Raw genomic sequence first — 17878 nt, 5'->3', positions numbered from 1 at the left:
TCTACCGAATTATTATTTCAGTATAAGCAGGTAGCCACCTGCTTTTCACTCGCCCCCGTTGTTTGTTTGCGCTGATGTCAAAAATGCATCTACATAAGTCATATATTTTTCATGATTAGTCAGTGCCTTATCAATCCTTACCCCCACTTTCATTTTTAACAAACCCATAAACCATCAAATTATTCGTTGCTTTTACCAAGAGAAGTAACTCCGACAATTCTAAAATCTAGCGCATGTCGATTAAACATAAGCGAGCTGTGCAAGCCGCTTCACAATTTCTCAAACACAGTTGATCTATGTATGCCCAGTTAGTAAAACCAAACGCGCAAAAAAGCAAATCCATCGACAGTGCCATTACCCAACGAAAGAATTTGGTTAGGCAAAAAAACGAAACTACACGTCATATTCATAAGACGGCTGTGCAGTGTAGAGGTGCCCACTCGAACACATTTCGCCTTGTTGTTAATGGCGTGGCGTGACGAGGAATGAGATAGAACACGCAATTGAACAATATACAATATACCTGGCGGCAATGGCGGCAATGGCGGCAATGGCGGTTATGCAGAGTAAAATGGGAATGCTGGGTTTGATGTGGTAATTTATGCACTCAATACGTTACCAGTTGCGACGGTAAGAAACGCTTTGCAGAATCACTTGCCCAACGCAATTCTTGGTCCAATAACGCGCACTGTTGAGCACTAAATATTGTCTTCACTTTAAAAACCATTCAAGCTGTTTTTCGGGCGATACTTAGGCATTACACTCGTATCGCTCCTGTCACTTAATTACATGCATCCCGTAAGTATATGAACAAGCAGTAAGTCTCGATATGAGAAGAGAGCCTGAACAGCTCTCTTTTAATATCGGTATACGTTTTACGATAACGCTTAAATAACCGCAGTTACGCCATTGGCGCAAGACCTGCCTTGCTCTGCATCATAATTCAATGCCCACACCATGATTCCACCATACTGCGGATTAGATAAGACATCGCCATTCTACTATCACCTAAACTCCTACTCACTTAAAACAACACTCCCTCAGATACACCATTATTTTCATAACATTTACCAATCGAGTCTGCCATTGCGCCATTAAGCTACATAACGACAAAAAACGCCTCTAGCAATAAAGGACACCAAGATATGAGCGAAACGTCAGTAAATGAGCAAGATCATACTACCGATCACGCTAGCGCGAGTGACGACGATACACCACAACATCAAGTTGAAACAAAAAACAGTGAAAGTAAGGCTGCAAGCACTAAAGTAACATTACTTGCGCTGATCGTTCGCGTTCTAGCATTTTTACCCGGGTTTACGAACCCACAAAGGGATGATGTGATCTTCGCTAATCATATCTTTAACTTTGGCGTAAAAGATATCCCAGACAACGACGTCGCCTATGCTAAAGAGGCAATGGAGTCAGCGCGTAGCTTTTACCATAAATACGCTCACTTGCTTGGCCTGCTTGTGGGTGGAACGATAAGTGTTGGCGTAGAGTGGCTACAGCATACCTACCCCGAATATCATGGGATTCGAGCTGCACACGCTGGCAGCGGCGTGGCTGCTGGTTGGGTCGTTAATAACATTATGAGTGAATACGAAAAACGTATACATCAGTTAAAAATAAAACTAGTTTAATTAAAAATACGGCTATCAATTAGCCTATGGTAAAAGGAAAAAATAATGAATACGGAATTAATCTATACTATTCAACCAGGTGACACTTTAACAAAAATAGCAAATGCCATTTCTGCATGCGCAGGTGTAACGCCAGAACACATTGAACAAGCCAACACGCTTACTGACCCAAATAATTTGCAAATAGGACAATTGATAGCGATTCCCTTTGTTCTCGGTGTTGGTGATTTGTCGTATACGATCCTCTCAGGTGATACCTATAGCAATATCTGTAGCCGATTAGCTCAAAGCACAGAGCTCTCAGTTGCTGACATCATTGTCGCAAATAAAGGTATAGAGCCTAACAACTTGCAAATAGGTCAATTATTAACGATCCCCTCAACTGAATGTGACCAAAGCAGCTCTTTATCTCCAAGCGCTGATGTTATGGGTTACTGGCACTGGACTTACTCTCAGGCAGCAAACCCAGGCAACGCAACAATCAGCCTTGCATTTAGCGGGTATGTTAATGTCAATGAAGTGCTGAGTAATGCTCAAAAAATAGAATCCAGTTTAACTGGCGGCAAATATGTTTGCTTTGGAGGCGGGAATCAAGCCGGTGCATTTAATATTCAAGCATTGGTCGGTATTTATGAGGCAATTCAGAGTAATTTATTGCAGGGCTATGATGGCATTGCGTTCGATATCGAAACAGGAGACAGCGGATTAACTCAAGATTTTCAGAAAGTCTTTGCAAAGGCCAAAAAAGCGGGGCTTGATGTCCTTGTCACCGTAAGCCACTCTGCCCCATACGGTATTAGTGATGGTAACGAAATGATGGGTACTTTTTTCGCAGATTCCAATATCGATATAATTTCACCGCAACTCTACACCACAGGTGAAGAGCCGCAAAATGACTACGCAACCAGCCTAGGAGTGCAGTGGAGTGAATTCGCTAATTGCAAAGCTAAAGTCGTACCAAGCTTGGTAAAAGATGCGTATTACCCAAGTGCTGTTAATTATTTTGCCAACCAAGGGGTAACACTTGCTGGCTACATTCAGTGGCAACAAACTAACGCACAATAACCTCACGGTTCCCTTCAAAATGAGTAGGCATTTGCCTACTCATCACATCATCACTTTTTCTCTGCTTTTCAATTGCGTGGTTAATACCAATCACATTCGTAACTTTTACCAAGTTGGTAAAAGCTACTCTCGCTAAAGTTAATTCAACCAATTACTTTTGCTAATTGTGTTGAAACGATACTTTATCCATTAACAAGGAGTTTAACCATGGCCGCAACGAACACTGATAACGTTGAGAAGCTATTAGAAAACACCAACGCCATTTTAGAACGGATGGCAAACAGTCAATCCCCTATCATTCAAGCCTATGCAGAAGTTGCAACTGAGGGAGCCAAGGGGTTTGTTTACAACGGTGTAATGAAGCCAAGTATTGCCCAAAGCTATACTAAAGAACACTATGAATTTTGTATTCGTAACTTAAATTGCAATGATAAAAATGGTCTTGATATTCCGCTCTCAGCGCAAGAAACAAACCGCATCACTGCAACCACAAATAATAACGGCTATGGCTTAAAGCTTATGCCTTTGTATCATTTGATAGAGAATGATAATTTGTACAAAGCGACACCCACAGAAGCAGATCTTCAAGATGTAGCTGAAGCTGTCTCAAAAGACGTGATCAATTTGCTTGAAAAAGCACATATTCCTATTGGCACTACGGTTTGGCTAAAACTGGCAAATGGCGACAATAGTATCAAACTCTACATTAAGGGTATTGAGCACAGCATTTTTCAAAAAGGTTATTCTGTAGGCATTATTGGAGATGATATTACCCAACAGCAACAAACAAATAGCAGAACGCTTGAATCGACTTATTCGCCGTTTGAAGAGTCCACCTGTGGCAGTACGATTAGAACCATGACCATAGGAGAGAATGACGGCACGTTCAAAATCTACTGGGCTGAGCAATAACTGCAATTAAACTATACAGCCGGTGCTTGCACTGGCTTATTGTATTTATGCAAAAGGCCCTTAAATACACGGTGCAATTAGGCGATACCATCGCAACGATTGCACATTTAATTAATGTCAGTGCTGGCATTCAACCTTGCGATATTGAAAAAGCAAACCCTAATATCTACACGACCCCTTTAACACCGTTTACGATATTAAACTCCCTTACCGTGATTCTGATGGCTTTTTAGAATATGTGAGTCAACCCGGTGATACTTTGCAGTCGTTCTTCGCCGTCTTATTGTGTTTAAAAGGTCCGAAAGTAAGTGACCTTGTTAGCCACAATGCTTTGCCACTCAATAACAACATCGATTTTCGACGCCTCCATGTTAATCAAACTCTATGAATACCAGTAATTCCTGAAAATAACCAAATCCTCCCCTAGATTTACCAATCCTTGATTTCATGACTTGTTTAATATGTGTAACACACCTTATTAAAGGACTCTAAACAGGATTGTTCATGTGGCAACAAAATACAGCAAACGTCATCGATGCCATTGACCCGATTACATCAAATGCCACTGATTTAACGCGAGATTGCGAGTGGCTATCACACATTATTACGCAACGACTAAATCACTATTTTGAACAGAACGCTGAACAAGCACATTTGTCAGTTACCGAGCCTGTACCAATTACACAACCCACGTCAGCCTATGGCAAATTCGTTGTTTCACATTCCCTCACTACATTAGAAAGGCTAGTCACAGTTTTAAGTTTAGTGCCCATCATTAAGCCTCAATTGTTTGATGTGCTATTGAGTATAAACGAACATACCAATCGCCCGTTTACAGAGTTTGGTATGGTGGAAGTGGCAGGTTGTGTGTATGCAACGGGCGCAACTGCCGCGTTTATTTTGAATGGCGATTGCATTAATGGGCAGCTGGCAGTGCTTGAGCAATTGCATACTAATACCAAATTTAAACGCCTATTAGAGATTCATGAAGAGCATTGCGAGCCGTCAAAACTAAAAGCGCCACTTAAACTTAATCCTGAGTTTAATCATGCGCTCACGATCGCAAAGCCATATCGCCCTGAAACCAGTCATCATTTCCCCGCTTCGCGTATTACCTCCAACATGGATTGGCAGGATTTAATAATACCAAAGGCGACTCGAGAGCAGTTAGAAGAGGTTATCGACTGGGTAAAACATGGCCAAACGTTGGCAAACGATTGGGGTATAGGAAAGCACCTCCGCCCAGGACTCAGAGCGCTTTTTTATGGCCCGCCGGGCACAGGTAAAACGCTGACTGCAAGTATACTTGGTCAAGCGGTAAACATGGATGTGTATAAAGTAGATTTGTCGATGATCACCTCAAAATACATCGGTGAAACGGAGAAAAACTTAGAGCAAGTCTTTACCTTAGCTGAGCATCGTAACTGGATCCTCTTTTTTGATGAAGCTGATGCGCTCTTTGGCAAACGCCAAACAACGCAGTCGTCAAACGATCAGTTTGCTAATCAAAATGTCGCTTACTTACTGCAACGCATAGAACGCTTTGATGGGGTGATTATTTTGGCGTCGAATTTTAAAGACAATATTGACGATGCGTTTTTTCGCCGCTTTGAGTCTATCGTGCAGTTTCCGGCACCAAAAGCAGAACAGCGCTTAACAATTTGGCAAAACGGATTTTGCAACAAAACCCAGTTAGCACAATGCGTTAACTTACCTCAACTTGCGGAAAAACACCCTTTAAGTGGCGCGGAAATTGTCAATGTGGTGCGTTTTGTCTCGCTTAAATTGCTTTCAGAGCAACGCACTATTGTACGACTTACCGACATCGAACAGGGGATTAAACGAAGCCAAGCACATCAAGCACAACCGAGGTGGTAAAAACACGCATGACTGCGCTGCTGGCTATTAAAAACACTTATTTATAGCGTGCTATTTAACAGTTTATCAATAAGTTAATCCAAAACTAATCGAATCGACTCGGATATTATGAATATCGGTAACAACCTAAAACGTAGATAACTACACAATTAATACTAACTAAGGAAGATAACATGGCTTTTCCAACTTCAGTAAACGACCAAATCACAGATGCAGTTACTCAGGCAAATGTAAAAGTACTCGGTGACGCACCTGCAATGTCAATGGGCAACTTGTTCCAAGCAACCTCGCAGGCTCTGGCAAATGCAGCGCATAATGCAACAACAGCGCAGCAACAAGCGGCAATTACGGCTCAGGCGGCGACGACTATGGGTGTCACTACCTTGTATTCAATTGACACCGCAAGCACCGGTATAGCGACTAAGAAAATTTTAGGCGCGAGCTAATCTATACACCAACCACCTGTGATAGCGCTGAAACACGCATTTTTAGGTGGCTTGGGTATAAAGGCACAGGCATTAGCCTGTGCTCTATTCTTACGTGAGATTAAAAAATGAGCTATTTAGAGTCAACAGAGCAACAACCCGAATTGGCGCCAGATAACGTGAGTGCAGATCAACCTAAACAGCAAGCATCTGCCAATGTAACTGACGCCTTTCAAGAACCTGACAACAACGACACGGTAAGCGTGATTGCTGACGAGTCATCGAATATGCCAATCCAACGAAACAGCACAAGCCTGATTTATGCACTAGGACTCGTGCATGTGGTTTTCCCCAATAAGGGACTAGAAAAGCAATTTTTGGCAGCTGCCCGGGCACTTGGCGTCAATGAAAAAAATTACTACGCCGTCTTTACCAATAACAATTCCACGTCAGAACCAGACAAGTATTTGTACCTTGCAGAGCAAGTTGACTGGGTATTGTCGATTGAAAGCGAGCGGGTATATGTCTTAACGCCAGCTTCTAAGTCGGAATTAACGGCTTTGATTAATACGCTTAAGCCTCCGGCTGATACGCTGGAACAAGTATATACCTGTGTAATTGGTAATGCCTATTGGCAGGACAATAGCTTAGGGCTGGAAGCGGTTCTTTGTCAGCAAGTTTATTCTCATACAATGAGTGAATTGCACGATACGATCAAAAACATTTCTACAGCTGAAACTAACGCAATACAAGACGTGATCAAATCGTTAGAGCTGGCGCCTAATAAAGGCCGCTCTAATGACGATCGCGCTAAGAATTTTATTGCCTTTCGCTACCCCGATATATACGCACATACGCATTCAATGCAAACGGGCTCGGCAAGTGGCAAAAGTGCATCACTTATCAAAATTGGTTTCACGCAGTTTGACGCCTCATCAGAACATTCAATTGTCGACATTACTTTTACCTACCAAGAGAACAGCTCTGAAAAGAAACACAGCTATTTTTGCCGTGTTGATGTCTCTGGGTTGTATCCATTTATAAACACAGCAATTCAACCATTTACACCTATTCAGCCTAGGTTATAAACGGTGTTCGAGGAAAGATCTAAGATGAACTTATCAACCAATACATCAGGTACTGAACAAACCAGCGCTAGTGACTCTACAACGCAGGACGCGGTTATCCAATGCAATCATGCAGGGGCTTTTGAGAATGTCTATGCCATCGGGTACATCAAACCTTTTTTCTCGACACTCGATTTGGAAAAACAGTACGAAGCAGCGGCAAAAGTAGTAGGCAAACCGACGACTAACTACAGCGATATTTTTAATTACAGTGTGACCAACCAGAATCAACCCACACTAAACTATCGCCCATTTATGTATTTGGCAAAACAAGCAACATGGGTGTTAACCGTGAACAATGTTGATACGTTTGAGCTAAAACCGAGTACACCAACCCAATTAGACGCGCTTATCGCTGCAGCCGGATTACCGACAAACCTGTTTATACTTGTTGGACAAACACAGCATCATGAACCTGGCTTTAAGCCAAGTTTACCCAAGGTGCGCGTGGAGCATTTAATTGACATAACGAAATTGCAAGCAGCTCATAAAACGACAAGCTCAAGCAAACAACTGACGTTCCCAGCGATTAAGCCCAACATTGGCCGCACAGCAACAGCGCGTGCAACAAATTACCTGACAACCCATTTTGGCCAAATCAATCTTAGCGAAGCAAACACGGACATTATGGGAGCCATTAGCGAAATACACTTTGAGATACAGGCAAACCTCAGCGACAGACAAATTATCGAGTTTATTTTAACGAGTCCAGATGCCAACCGTTACGCCTGCTCCATTGATGTATCTGACCGCTACCCGTTTGTTGCCTCACCGCTAGCCCCATTTGCCAAAAGTAACTAGGAGCACGTAATGATTCACCACAACACACAACTAAAACAGCAACCACAGGTTAACCCTAGTGTGCTTCAACGTGAGATATCTGAGCACTTTGATGTTGACGCCCAGCTTATCAATGAACAAAGCGTTTACGTGATCGGTAACATCAATGCGAAGTTTCCAACACTTAACCTTGAAAAAGAGCTCAATCAGAATAGCTTGATGTCATCCGAAGCCTTGCCGATGTTGGAAAACGTTAATGACAACATTGCGCTAGAGCAGCTAAACCGCAACCCTCAACGCCACCAGCAGCTGTTTACTGGGCTAAGCCAACCAGGTAACCGTTACATTGCGCGCAGTATGGATTGGACACTCGACAATCGCTACAACGAACAACAATACTCACTGTTGATAACCACAGAAGAATTGCTTAACCAATGTATTACCGCATTAGGTAGGAGCGATACCAATAGCTTTGGACAAGTTGCGGTCATTGGCAAGGCAACCGTTGCTGGCGAGATGCATGTTACTGCAATTATGCCCATTTCGGTGATGCCATTTGGCCAACTGCTCCACGGTGATAACAGTAATAACGCAAACTTTTCGAAACTGATGGACGAGATCACCCGACTAGACTGCTCTAGCGGTTGCACTGATGGAACACGTGCGCTTAATTTTGCTCTGTACAATAACCCTGAAGTCTACAATCAATCCTACAAGCTCTACTACGGCGCCAGCGCCAATGGCCCGAACCCCAGTGGCTACCAGTTAATTGACGTTGATGTGGAAACCGCATTTAGCGGAGACCGCATCATTGCTAATGTGGTATTCAAATATCAAGGGATTAACACTGGCGCATTGCAGTTTTGGTTTAGCCGCGTGGATGTAACAGGTGAATACCCTTTTACCATTGTCCCTTGGCTACAATTTTTACCAAACCGTGAAGGGTAGCAAAGTCAAGCCAAGAACCGTTTCAAGGATCGGTTCTTGGACGACATTACAATAAATATTCAGTAGAATGGCATCGCTTAATTCAATGGGTGACTCCATTGCCCCTGTTGTTTCAAAAATACTAATAATAAGGACTTGAGTATTAATGAAAAAGTTTGCCTTTTTAACACTTATTTTGCCATTTACAGCGATTGCAAACCCTTTTGACTGTACAGCTGAGTTTGAGTGGCTCAAAACCACGTTTGAAAATAATGATGCCGGTTTTGAATATGCTGTTTCTACAAAGGGTGAAAGTAGCTATAAAAGTCACAATGTTGAATACCTTAGCGCAGTTAAAAATAGTGGCTCAGCAACTGAATGCCATAAACAACTAAACGGCTGGTTGTCGTTTTTCCGTGATGGGCATATTGGTATTGGGCTTAATGTTAATGGCGAAGAGTTACAAAACAAAACGTCTAAAATTCATGAGTTTAATGAATTAGCTTTTAGTCAGTATCTTGATACCAAACAAGAAGAGGATTGGGAGGGGATTTGGACATTCTCGGGCTATACACTTGCGTTGAAAAAAGAAGGTTCGAACTATAACGCTTACGTTATTGAATCGAGCAACGAAAGTTGGAAAAAAGGGCAAATTAAATTCACAATTCATGATAGCGGCAACGGCACACATACAGTGAGCTACTACATGTCAGATCACTCTTTACGTTCTATCGATTCGATAAGTAACCTAGATAAAAACCATTTATTGATAGGTAAAAATTGGTTAACGCTGTCACGTCAGAATGAAAAAACTGTGAGCGCACCATCGGTTACTCAATATGTGAAGCTTATGGCGGCGCGCAAACCACTATTTGAGGTTTTATCAAATAAAACTGCATTACTCAGAATTCCGTCATTTGATCATAGTTTTAAAAAAGAGATTGATAAGGTTATTAAAGATAATTTAGACACCATTTTGCAGACGGAAAATTTGATTATCGATATACGTGGTAACGGCGGTGGCAGTGATGTTAGCTATGAAGAGATCTTGCCAATTATTTATACCAATCCTATCCGCACTATCGGCCTTGAGTTTTTATCTACAACACTTAATAACTCTCGCATGCTACAGTTTATGGAAGATGATAACTTTAGCGACGAAGACAAAGAATGGGCAAAAGAAAGTTACAAAAAGTTAGAAAATCGCTTAGGTGAATTTGTTAATTTGGAAGACGATACGGTCACGGTTGAAACATTCGAGCGTGTTCATCCACTGCCTAAAAATGTTGGTGTATTAATTGATAATCGCAATGGAAGCACGGCAGAGCAATTTTTATTGGTGGCCAAGCAAAGCAAGAAAGTGAAACTGTTTGGTGTGACAACCCGCGGCGTTTTAGATATTTCGAATATGTATCAAGTTCAGTCACCAAGTAAACATTTCACACTCTATTACAGCTTGTCAAAGAGCTTTAGAATTCCAGAGATGGCGATAGACAGTAAAGGCATTCAACCTGACTATTACATTGATGCGAGCGTGCCGGCTTTCCAATGGATTGATCACACACAACAGATCTTAGAAGCGCGTTAATTCGTTTTTGCTAAATTGAATTAGTTCAGACGAGATCTGATACTGAGGTTTGTAACGCCAGTCATTTTGAAAAAGGTTATCGTTTTACGCGTTAACCTTTTTCCTAAATGTTAATAACTTAGCGTTTTGAATTGTGCTTAATCTAAAACACAACATGTTTTGTAATTAACGTTCACCTTGCACTTCAAATTCGTCGTCAATTAAGCGCGCTTTGCCGTCTTCTTCAACGCGCCATAATTCGCGATGTACAACACCATACGCTTTATTCATTGTCCATTTTGAGCTAAGAATAAAGCTCTTATCATCGAACTTTGACCATGCAACATCTGTGTATTCAACGTCTTTAAATCCTTGTTTAATGATCCCTTGCCAGAAAAATTCAATCTCTGTAGTGCCTTTAAACGTACCAAAAGGGCGAGCATGCATTACGGCATGTTTACTGTATTGTGCAGCACAGCCAGCTGCGTCTTGGTTGTTAAATGCGTTTTGCCATGCCGTAATACTATCTTTACAGGCGTTTAAAATCTGTTGTTCAGTCATCTTGCTGTCTCTTAGTTAGTAATGAGTGGCTAGATTAACGAGCTACTAAGTGCTAAAAAACAGATGTAATAGAAATAACTGTTTTGCTATACAGAACAATAAATATGAATCGACTTAAGCAAATGATGATTTTTGCCCATATTGTTGAGGCAGGATCGATATCGGCAGCTGGTGAACAACTCAACTTATCGAAATCAGTAATAAGCCAAAACTTGAAACAGCTGGAACAATCGCTGGGAGTTGTTTTACTCAAGCGCACAACACGTAGGCTGTCACTGACAGATGTGGGGGAGCGTTTTTACACCAAGTGTAAAACAATTAACTCGATTGCGGACAATGCTTGGGAGCAAGCGCAAGCTTATTTAGCTCAGCCAAAAGGGCGTATTCGCATTACTGCGCCAAATGCCTTAATGGAAACGTTAGTAACGCCAGTGATTGCAAAGCTAATGAAAGACTATCCAGGGTTAAAGCCAGAACTGATAAGCGCGGATGAACAGCTTGATTTTATGGCAAACGATATTGACTTGGCGATTAGAGTTGGCAGATCTGCAGACAGTAACTTGACGCAAAAACGCATTGGGTCGTTTAATGATGTATTGTGTGGTGCAGTGGGGTTTGAGCCGAAAAACATCGATACATTGCCCTACATTGCAAATGTTTGGCAGGGGAATAGCATAAAACACACGTTTACGAGGCCAGATGGCTCTGAACAACTTTTCTCTACTGAGGCGCAATGCACCACGAACTCATTTTACGCGTCTGTGGCATTAATTAAAGCCGGTGCGGGTATTGGGATTGTTCCAGATTTTTATTTGTCGCGATTCGATAGTGAATTAGTACCGGTAGACTCAAACCTTAAATTGCCTAGCAACCCGGTTTTTGCAATTCATCCTTTTGGTAAAAACCAACCGATTAACGTTGTAGTGTGTGTAGAAGGTATCCAGAAACACTTACAAAACTTAGTGGGCGATAGCTAATTTTTGTGGCAATTTTAGGATGCGCAATCATGAGGTTTTTTACACTATGAAAAAAGCATTAACTCACCTTTAATTTAAGCAGAATTACCCCCTTTAATTTCATGATTATAATGATAAAAGTGACTAGCCGCATTTCTCCAACTAGTCACTGCTGTTAAGTAATCACCGGTAATTTATCTATGTATTTGATTAAACTTAACGCCAATTTAACTACTGAGGTTGATAAAGCGGTTGGCTCAAACTCCTTGCTTACAATTTTGCTTTAACGTCTCTAACTAAGGTGTTTATGGCAATTGAATGGCTTTCAAATATATTGTCGTTTGAAAAAATGGGGTATGACTGCGCTGGTTTGAGCCCAATACCTTCAGATATTTTGCCGTCACTTTCTTGATATGTTTCATTAGATAGGCCTAAATGCCAGCCATTTAGAAGTGTTTTATCTAATACATCGGAGTGATTTCCTCGTGTTGTATCACCAACATGAATCACGTTAGGAATTGCTCTCATCGCCATGGTAAAGGTTTCAGCCGCACTAACGGTATGGTCGCTTGTTACTAAATAGACAGGCTTAATATACGGTGGCTCATTTGCTGTGTTTACATAGAACTTTTGAGGTACGGTAGGGCCTCCTAACGCGGTTTTCGAATATGCCAATCGCTGCTTCGTATTGAAGTATTGCGCAATGACTAAGCCAACTTCATCATGTCCACCACCATTGGCAGTAATATCAAAAATAATCGCGTCGCTGGCAGCGAGTGTTGCCATAATGGTATCCATAGCTTGCTGGATTGCCAACACATCATCTTGAATAGAGCCACTTTGTGAAAAGTTCTGCATGCGTTGAAGATTGATGTAGCCAATATTGTCAGTCATACCCCAAATAATGAATTTACCTATATCGTTGGCACTTTCGTTTAAGATGGCGGTGCGCACTTGGTGTTTGTAATGCTCATACCAATGTAAACGGAAGGTGCGTTCGTCCTTAATTTCATTTTGTTCTTTGAACGCGCGCGATAATGCTGGGCGTAGAATACGGGATTCATTCGGCTGAAATCGCTTTGATGTATCGTTTATACGTGCAGATAAAAACAAATGAGCGTCGTCTAATTTCTTTATCATATTTGAAAAGAGATTAAACAGTTCAGTTTGTGACATATCGTCGTTCACTTTCGGCTCGTACTGTTCGATAATTTTTGGCCAGTCCTGCTGGTATGTCTCAAAAAAGGCATAGTGTTCTGCCATGGTTTGAGTAAAGTAAACAAAATTGTCTGTAGGGTTTTGATTGGGTGACGTTAAACACTTATCGATGACGCTTTTCGCATCCTTATTGGGTAACCGATTAAAATAATAGCGCGTCGAATTAGGAGTTTCACTCACCCAAATATGTTCATCTGTTATAGTATGGAATACGGCCATATGAGATGCGATATCGGCACTGCTCATCGCTTTTTGCACGCAACCTACTCGTGTTGTATCAAAGAGTTGCATTCCGTTGGCATCAATTTTCATTAGATAGCCATATCCTTGCGACTGCCACACCCCCGAATGTTCTGCAATATTAAAGGTTGATGATGTTGGAAAATTAGGGCGATTATCGCATCCTGCCAATGCGAGTACGCCACTTAGTATTAATGTTTTTAAAATTTGCATAGTCACGCTCATTTATTGTCCATAAGAACCTTGATACTATGATTTTGTTTGTTTTTTTCGTCCGTCTAAGCTGATTAGTACACATTAAATAAACTTACTTATTGCGATTTTGTGTGTGCCCAAGGAAATTTACGTGGAATTAAAACTAGAAAGTGCTATTCAAATTTTGCTTGTAGGTGCATCTTTTGGCGTATGTCTATTCATTCTTGCGCATTTGTGGCTCAAAGAACGGGTGACATCAGTCCGTTATTTGGGACTATTTTATGGTGCGAACATCGCAAATATTCTTGATGAATGGTTTTGGCATTTTGGTGTATGGCAAGTAGCACCCATATTAACCAACGCATATCTGCCTATTTTATATTTGATCGCTCCTAGTTTTTATCTGTATGTAAAAGGGTTAACAGATCCTAGTTATAACAACCGTTTATTGGCAAATGTAAAGCATGGTATTGGGTTTATCGTAAGTTTCTCGGTGTGTGTACCTTATTATGCTCTCGATAGCGATATCAAACTCGCCCGCTTATCTGCTCCATCGGGTACGTTAGAGCATTTAGGTTTAACAACATTAGGGCCAACCATTGTTTTATTGTTGTTATTGCCGTTTTCGCTTTGCTACGTTATCGCCATCGTTAAGTTGTTAGCTCAACATCTCAATACTATAAAAAGTTATTTTTCTAATATCGATAATCGCAATTTATCATGGATCCGCTGGTCAATTATCGCTTTGTGTATTGCGTTCGCTGTATCAACGATCCGCATATTTTTACCCGAGCGGCTCTCAGAAGAAGGATGGCATAATATCTTCTTCTTAACTTTTGAGCTGTTTTGGCTTGTGATCGTTGGCGTACTATCAATCACTCAAGGCCCAATCTACAAAAGTGAAATTGAGTCAGAGCGAGCGCTACTTTGTGCTGATAAACAGCAAGGGAAATATCAAAACTCGCCAATGCAATATAGCGATATTGAACGAATCAAAAACAAACTGAACGCAGCCATGGCTGATGGCTTTTACAAAGATCCTAACCTTACCTTAAGGAAACTGTCTGATTTAACTGGAATAGCTGAAATTAGGATTTCTCAAGTGCTAAACACAGCCATGAATATCGGCTTTTATGATTTTATTAACAGTTGGCGAATTAAAGCGGCATGCAAATCTATTGAGCAATCTGAACACACTATTTTAGAGGTTGCATTTGAAGTAGGGTTTAATTCTCGCTCCACGTTTAATCAAGCATTTAAAAAGCACGTTGGGAATACACCAAGCGCATACAGAAAACAGCTTATTACTGAACCTAACGCATCTGAAATTTGACGAAGATTGCAATCAATAGAACCCAATCCTGAACTGTACAAGACGAAAAGCGCATTTTGTTTTATGTTTAGAAGCTAAAACAATGGGCTGTAGGCTTATCGAGTGAATCTTAAAGTTCGCAAACATTATCAATTTAACATCAAGTACTCTTTGTTTGTCGCAGTCAGTTAACTTAATCAACGCACTTAAAGTGAAAATAATGAAGCATAAACACGTAACTAAAAATCAGTATGAGCATCGGTTGCTTAATGTCATTGACTATATCTATGAACATGTCGATGGAGAATTGGACGTGAATGCCCTAGCGGATGTTGCCTGTATGTCGAATTATCACTTTCATCGTATTTATCGTGAATTTGCTGGTGAAACGATCAATGTAACAGTGCGGAGAATGAGGTTATTGAAGGCTGCGGCGCTTTTATTGCGGAGCAACTTAACCCAGCAACAAATTGCGAAAGAGGTTGGTTATGGCAGTGTTGAAGCATTTAACCGTGCGTTTAGTAAACACTATGGTGAAACACCCCACCAATACCGAATAACGCGCGTTGAAGAAAGGGTAACCTTGCTCTATCCCAAGTCTAACAAGGAGTACACCATTATGTATCAAGTTGAACAACACACTGTGCCTGCCATGAGCTTAATTGGCGTTGAGCACAAAGGTGACTACATGAAAATAGGCCAAGCGTTTGAAAAGCTATCTGTGATGGCAAGTAAGCTCGGTCTTATTAATGAAAATACACGCTTTTTTGGCATTTATTATGATGACCCAAAAACGGTTGAACAAGATAAACTTAGCGCGAAGGCATGTATCTCAGTTGATGTAACTCAACTACCTGAAGAGCATCAGTTTGAACTGTTAAATATACCCTCATCCAAAGTTGTTTCACTATTATTTGAAGGCGACTACCCTGAGCTAGAAAAGCCTTATGATTGGCTATTTGGTGAATATTTGCCTCAAAGTAATTTCCAACTTAAGGACTTTCCACCGTTTGAAGAATATTTAAATGATGCGAAGAACACACCGCCACAGCAGCTATTAACCCGTATATACTGTTTAACGGCTTAACAATAAGAACCTAGCGATTGCTAGGTTCTTATTTTTACTATTTTTTAATTACTTCTAACACACCTTGATGATCTAGAAAGCTCCTTTTGGTATCCAGATAAATGAGTAATATATGGCTATCCGTTACTTAAAATAAACTAATTAGACAATAAATTAGATGTTTTACACGAAACGATTATGTGTCTATGAGCGTCACTCGCTTACCGTTTTTGTCTATTACAAGTTCACCATCTTCTTTGGTTAAAGGCCCTCTAGGTAGCCGGTCAAGTAAATCAAACACAGTTTCACTAGGGCGACATAGCTTCACGCCATTTTTTGTCGCAACAATTGGCCTGTTAACTAAAATGGGGTGCTTTAGCATATGTTCTAGAATGTGTTCATCAGATACACCATCCTCTGGCAGTCCCAGCGTCTTGGCTGGCGACTTGGTTTCACGTAGTAATTGGCGAGGGGTTAACCCTGTTGCCGCTAATAGTGCTAAAAGCTGTGGCCGTGTTCAGCCTTCTTTTAAATATTCAATCACCACAGGGGTATAGCCAGATTCTCGAATAAAGCGCAGCGCATTTCGCGATGTCCCACAGTCGGGGTTGTGATGAATAACAATCATAGTTACTCCTTAAACCACTGCCGGGTTTTATTGGCAAATGCAACCAAAGACAGCATTACAGGCACTTCTACCAATACGCCAACGACAGTTGCTAATGCTGCACCTGAATGCAGGCCAAATAAGGAAATAGCCACAGCCACGGCAAGTTCGAAAAAGTTTGAGGTGCCAATCATGCAAGCAGGAGCTGCCACGTTGTGGGGTAATTTCATTTTTTTCGCGAGTAAATAGGCAAATGCAAAGATCCCATACGTTTGGAGCAATAAGGGAATTGCAATTAATACAATTGCCACCGGGTTGCCTAAAATAGTTTGCGATTGAAAACCAAACAGCAATACCACGGTGGAAAGTAGCCCAATAATCGACCAAGGCTTTAGCTTACTAATAAAGTGATTGAGCTGAGTGTGGTTGACTTTTTTGTCTAGTAATTTACGGGTAAAAACGCCCGCGAGTAAGGGAATAACAACATACAGCAATACTGATAAAACAAGCGTATCCCAAGGGACTGTAACATCCGTCACGCCGAGTAAAAATACAGCGAGTGGGGAAAAAGCAAATATCATAATCAAATCATTTACTGATACTTGTACCAAAGTGTAATTGGCATCGCCTTTAGTTAGTTGGCTCCAAACAAATACCATTGCTGTGCACGGTGCAACACCGAGCTAAATCATACCGGCGATATATTCATTAGCGGTTTGTGGGTCTACCCAACTGAAAAAAATATTTTAAAAAATAGCCAACCAAGAAACGCCATGCTGAATGGTTTAATAAGCCAGTTTACGATTAATGTTAACACTAGGCCTTTTGGCTTTTTGCCGACGTCTTTAATCGCTGAAAAATCGACTTGCACCATCATAGGGTAAATCATTAACCAAATGAGTACCGCAATCACAATGTTCACATGTGCAAACTCTAAACCAGCTATAACAGTAAATAGGTCAGGTAGAAAGCTACCTGCGACAATACCGGTGACAATTGCCAGTGCGACCCAAACCGATAAGTAGCGTTCAAATAATCCCATAATATGCTCCTGACTATTTGCAAGTATTCGCGTCCGTTTGAGCGGACTTAAGGCGAGTTAGTGTATTTTGAAAATAGGGTTTATTATTAGCTGCACTGAGAGTAAGTACCTGCTTTGCCCAATTAGGTAGTTCATTGTGTATTTGGTAGTAAACCCATTTTCCCCGTCGTTCATCCCGTAACAAACCGCATTGTCTTAGTGATGCTAGATGACGTGATATTTTTGGCTGATCTAACTCAAGTGCGCTTATAAAATCGCAAACACATGCTTTTTCAACCTGCGTTAATAACAATAAGATATGCAAACGGGTATCGTCTGCTAGGCATTTGTAAAATTGAAGTGGATCCATAGTATTTT

Annotated in this window: 17 protein-coding genes and 2 pseudogenes; 14 read left to right on the top strand and 5 right to left on the bottom strand. The window is 41.1% G+C overall.

Going from position 1 to position 17878, the window contains the following annotated elements; all coding sequences use genetic code 11:
- Positions 1–475: 475 nt before the first annotated feature.
- The 11 genes from L1068_RS22105 to L1068_RS20230 all read left to right on the top strand — a co-directional run bounded on the left by L1068_RS22105 (position 476) and on the right by L1068_RS20230 (position 10345).
- Complete coding sequence (locus L1068_RS22105) at positions 476–598, top strand: hypothetical protein (RefSeq protein ID WP_275419809.1); 123 nt, start codon at positions 476–478, stop codon at positions 596–598.
- 547 nt (positions 599–1145) lie between these two features.
- Positions 1146–1643 (top strand): hypothetical protein, encoded by a 498-nt coding sequence (locus L1068_RS20275; protein ID WP_237131695.1) that lies wholly within the window; start codon positions 1146–1148, stop codon positions 1641–1643.
- 45 nt (positions 1644–1688) lie between these two features.
- Positions 1689–2708, top strand: a complete 1020-nt coding sequence (locus tag L1068_RS20270; protein WP_237131694.1) for a LysM peptidoglycan-binding domain-containing protein — start codon at positions 1689–1691, stop codon at positions 2706–2708.
- A gap of 207 nt (positions 2709–2915) precedes the next feature.
- Positions 2916–3620, top strand: a complete 705-nt coding sequence (locus L1068_RS20265; protein ID WP_237131693.1) for a DUF1906 domain-containing protein — start codon at positions 2916–2918, stop codon at positions 3618–3620.
- Positions 3621–3667: 47 nt separating this feature from the next.
- The gene (locus tag L1068_RS20260) at positions 3668–3853 is read left to right on the top strand and encodes a LysM domain-containing protein (protein WP_237131692.1); all 186 of its coding nucleotides are present in this window, start codon (positions 3668–3670) and stop codon (positions 3851–3853) included.
- Between the two features lie 271 nt (positions 3854–4124).
- Positions 4125–5498 carry an ATP-binding protein gene (locus tag L1068_RS20255; RefSeq protein WP_237131691.1) on the top strand — a complete coding sequence of 458 codons (1374 nt, stop codon included), beginning with the start codon at positions 4125–4127 and terminating at the stop codon, positions 5496–5498.
- 173 nt (positions 5499–5671) lie between these two features.
- The gene (locus tag L1068_RS20250; protein WP_237131690.1) at positions 5672–5944 is read left to right on the top strand and encodes a RebB family R body protein; all 273 of its coding nucleotides are present in this window, start codon (positions 5672–5674) and stop codon (positions 5942–5944) included.
- A gap of 107 nt (positions 5945–6051) precedes the next feature.
- Entirely contained in the window at positions 6052–7011 is a 960-nt protein-coding gene (locus L1068_RS20245; RefSeq protein WP_237131689.1) for a hypothetical protein, read from the top strand.
- A 24-nt stretch (positions 7012–7035) separates the two neighbouring features.
- A complete protein-coding gene (locus L1068_RS20240; RefSeq protein WP_237131688.1) occupies positions 7036–7851 on the top strand; it encodes a hypothetical protein in 816 nt (271 codons plus the stop codon).
- Between the two features lie 9 nt (positions 7852–7860).
- Positions 7861–8778, top strand: a complete 918-nt coding sequence (locus L1068_RS20235; protein WP_237131687.1) for a hypothetical protein — start codon at positions 7861–7863, stop codon at positions 8776–8778.
- Between the two features lie 145 nt (positions 8779–8923).
- Positions 8924–10345, top strand: coding sequence for a S41 family peptidase (locus tag L1068_RS20230; protein ID WP_237131686.1), 1422 nt, complete (start codon positions 8924–8926; stop codon positions 10343–10345).
- 165 nt (positions 10346–10510) lie between these two features.
- Here L1068_RS20230 and L1068_RS20225 read toward each other — a convergent pair whose 3' ends face one another.
- Complete coding sequence (locus L1068_RS20225) at positions 10511–10885, bottom strand: nuclear transport factor 2 family protein (protein ID WP_237131685.1); 375 nt, start codon at positions 10883–10885, stop codon at positions 10511–10513.
- A 104-nt stretch (positions 10886–10989) separates the two neighbouring features.
- Between L1068_RS20225 and L1068_RS20220 the strand changes: the two genes are divergently transcribed.
- Entirely contained in the window at positions 10990–11862 is an 873-nt protein-coding gene (locus tag L1068_RS20220; RefSeq protein WP_237131684.1) for a LysR family transcriptional regulator, read from the top strand.
- A 249-nt stretch (positions 11863–12111) separates the two neighbouring features.
- Here the strand turns inward: L1068_RS20220 and L1068_RS20215 are convergent, their stop codons facing one another.
- Positions 12112–13512: a S41 family peptidase gene (locus L1068_RS20215; protein WP_237131683.1), complete on the bottom strand. Its 1401-nt coding sequence runs from the start codon at positions 13510–13512 to the stop codon at positions 12112–12114.
- Positions 13513–13645: 133 nt separating this feature from the next.
- Between L1068_RS20215 and L1068_RS22190 the strand changes: the two genes are divergently transcribed.
- Together L1068_RS22190 and L1068_RS20205 are read left to right on the top strand one after the other, a co-directional pair.
- Positions 13646–14827, top strand: a complete 1182-nt coding sequence (locus L1068_RS22190) for a helix-turn-helix domain-containing protein (RefSeq protein WP_237131682.1) — start codon at positions 13646–13648, stop codon at positions 14825–14827.
- Positions 14828–15026: 199 nt separating this feature from the next.
- Positions 15027–15893, top strand: coding sequence for an AraC family transcriptional regulator (locus tag L1068_RS20205; RefSeq protein WP_237131681.1), 867 nt, complete (start codon positions 15027–15029; stop codon positions 15891–15893).
- A gap of 175 nt (positions 15894–16068) precedes the next feature.
- Here the strand turns inward: L1068_RS20205 and L1068_RS20200 are convergent.
- The 3 genes and pseudogenes from L1068_RS20200 to L1068_RS20190 all read right to left on the bottom strand — a co-directional run bounded on the left by L1068_RS20200 (position 16069) and on the right by L1068_RS20190 (position 17870).
- Positions 16069–16500 (bottom strand): annotated as a pseudogene (locus tag L1068_RS20200) (arsenate reductase family protein).
- Between the two features lie 2 nt (positions 16501–16502).
- A pseudogene (arsB, locus tag L1068_RS20195) lies at positions 16503–17521 on the bottom strand (ACR3 family arsenite efflux transporter).
- 13 nt (positions 17522–17534) lie between these two features.
- Positions 17535–17870 carry a metalloregulator ArsR/SmtB family transcription factor gene (locus L1068_RS20190; RefSeq protein ID WP_237131723.1) on the bottom strand — a complete coding sequence of 112 codons (336 nt, stop codon included), beginning with the start codon at positions 17868–17870 and terminating at the stop codon, positions 17535–17537.
- Positions 17871–17878: the final 8 nt, after the last annotated feature.

It is taken from the genome of Pseudoalteromonas sp. MMG024 (assembly GCF_021654175.1).
GTDB lineage: Bacteria > Pseudomonadota > Gammaproteobacteria > Enterobacterales > Alteromonadaceae > Pseudoalteromonas.
This window is presented reverse-complemented; position numbering and strand designations above follow the sequence as displayed.

Bases quoted from the DNA above. Each gene is read 5' to 3' on its own strand.
- L1068_RS20220 (WP_237131684.1), top strand. From the start codon at position 10,990: ATGAATCGACTTAAGCAAATGATGATTTTTGCCCATATTGTTGAGGCA.
- L1068_RS20225 (WP_237131685.1), bottom strand. From the start codon at position 10,885: ATGACTGAACAACAGATTTTAAACGCCTGTAAAGATAGTATTACGGCA.
- L1068_RS20270 (WP_237131694.1), top strand. From the start codon at position 1,689: ATGAATACGGAATTAATCTATACTATTCAACCAGGTGACACTTTAACA.
- L1068_RS20230 (WP_237131686.1), top strand. From the start codon at position 8,924: ATGAAAAAGTTTGCCTTTTTAACACTTATTTTGCCATTTACAGCGATT.
- L1068_RS20260 (WP_237131692.1), top strand. From the start codon at position 3,668: ATGCAAAAGGCCCTTAAATACACGGTGCAATTAGGCGATACCATCGCA.
- L1068_RS20215 (WP_237131683.1), bottom strand. From the start codon at position 13,512: ATGCAAATTTTAAAAACATTAATACTAAGTGGCGTACTCGCATTGGCA.
- L1068_RS20245 (WP_237131689.1), top strand. From the start codon at position 6,052: ATGAGCTATTTAGAGTCAACAGAGCAACAACCCGAATTGGCGCCAGAT.
- L1068_RS20250 (WP_237131690.1), top strand. From the start codon at position 5,672: ATGGCTTTTCCAACTTCAGTAAACGACCAAATCACAGATGCAGTTACT.
- L1068_RS20240 (WP_237131688.1), top strand. From the start codon at position 7,036: ATGAACTTATCAACCAATACATCAGGTACTGAACAAACCAGCGCTAGT.
- L1068_RS20235 (WP_237131687.1), top strand. From the start codon at position 7,861: ATGATTCACCACAACACACAACTAAAACAGCAACCACAGGTTAACCCT.
- L1068_RS20190 (WP_237131723.1), bottom strand. From the start codon at position 17,870: ATGGATCCACTTCAATTTTACAAATGCCTAGCAGACGATACCCGTTTG.
- L1068_RS20275 (WP_237131695.1), top strand. From the start codon at position 1,146: ATGAGCGAAACGTCAGTAAATGAGCAAGATCATACTACCGATCACGCT.
- L1068_RS20205 (WP_237131681.1), top strand. From the start codon at position 15,027: ATGAAGCATAAACACGTAACTAAAAATCAGTATGAGCATCGGTTGCTT.
- L1068_RS20265 (WP_237131693.1), top strand. From the start codon at position 2,916: ATGGCCGCAACGAACACTGATAACGTTGAGAAGCTATTAGAAAACACC.
- L1068_RS20255 (WP_237131691.1), top strand. From the start codon at position 4,125: ATGTGGCAACAAAATACAGCAAACGTCATCGATGCCATTGACCCGATT.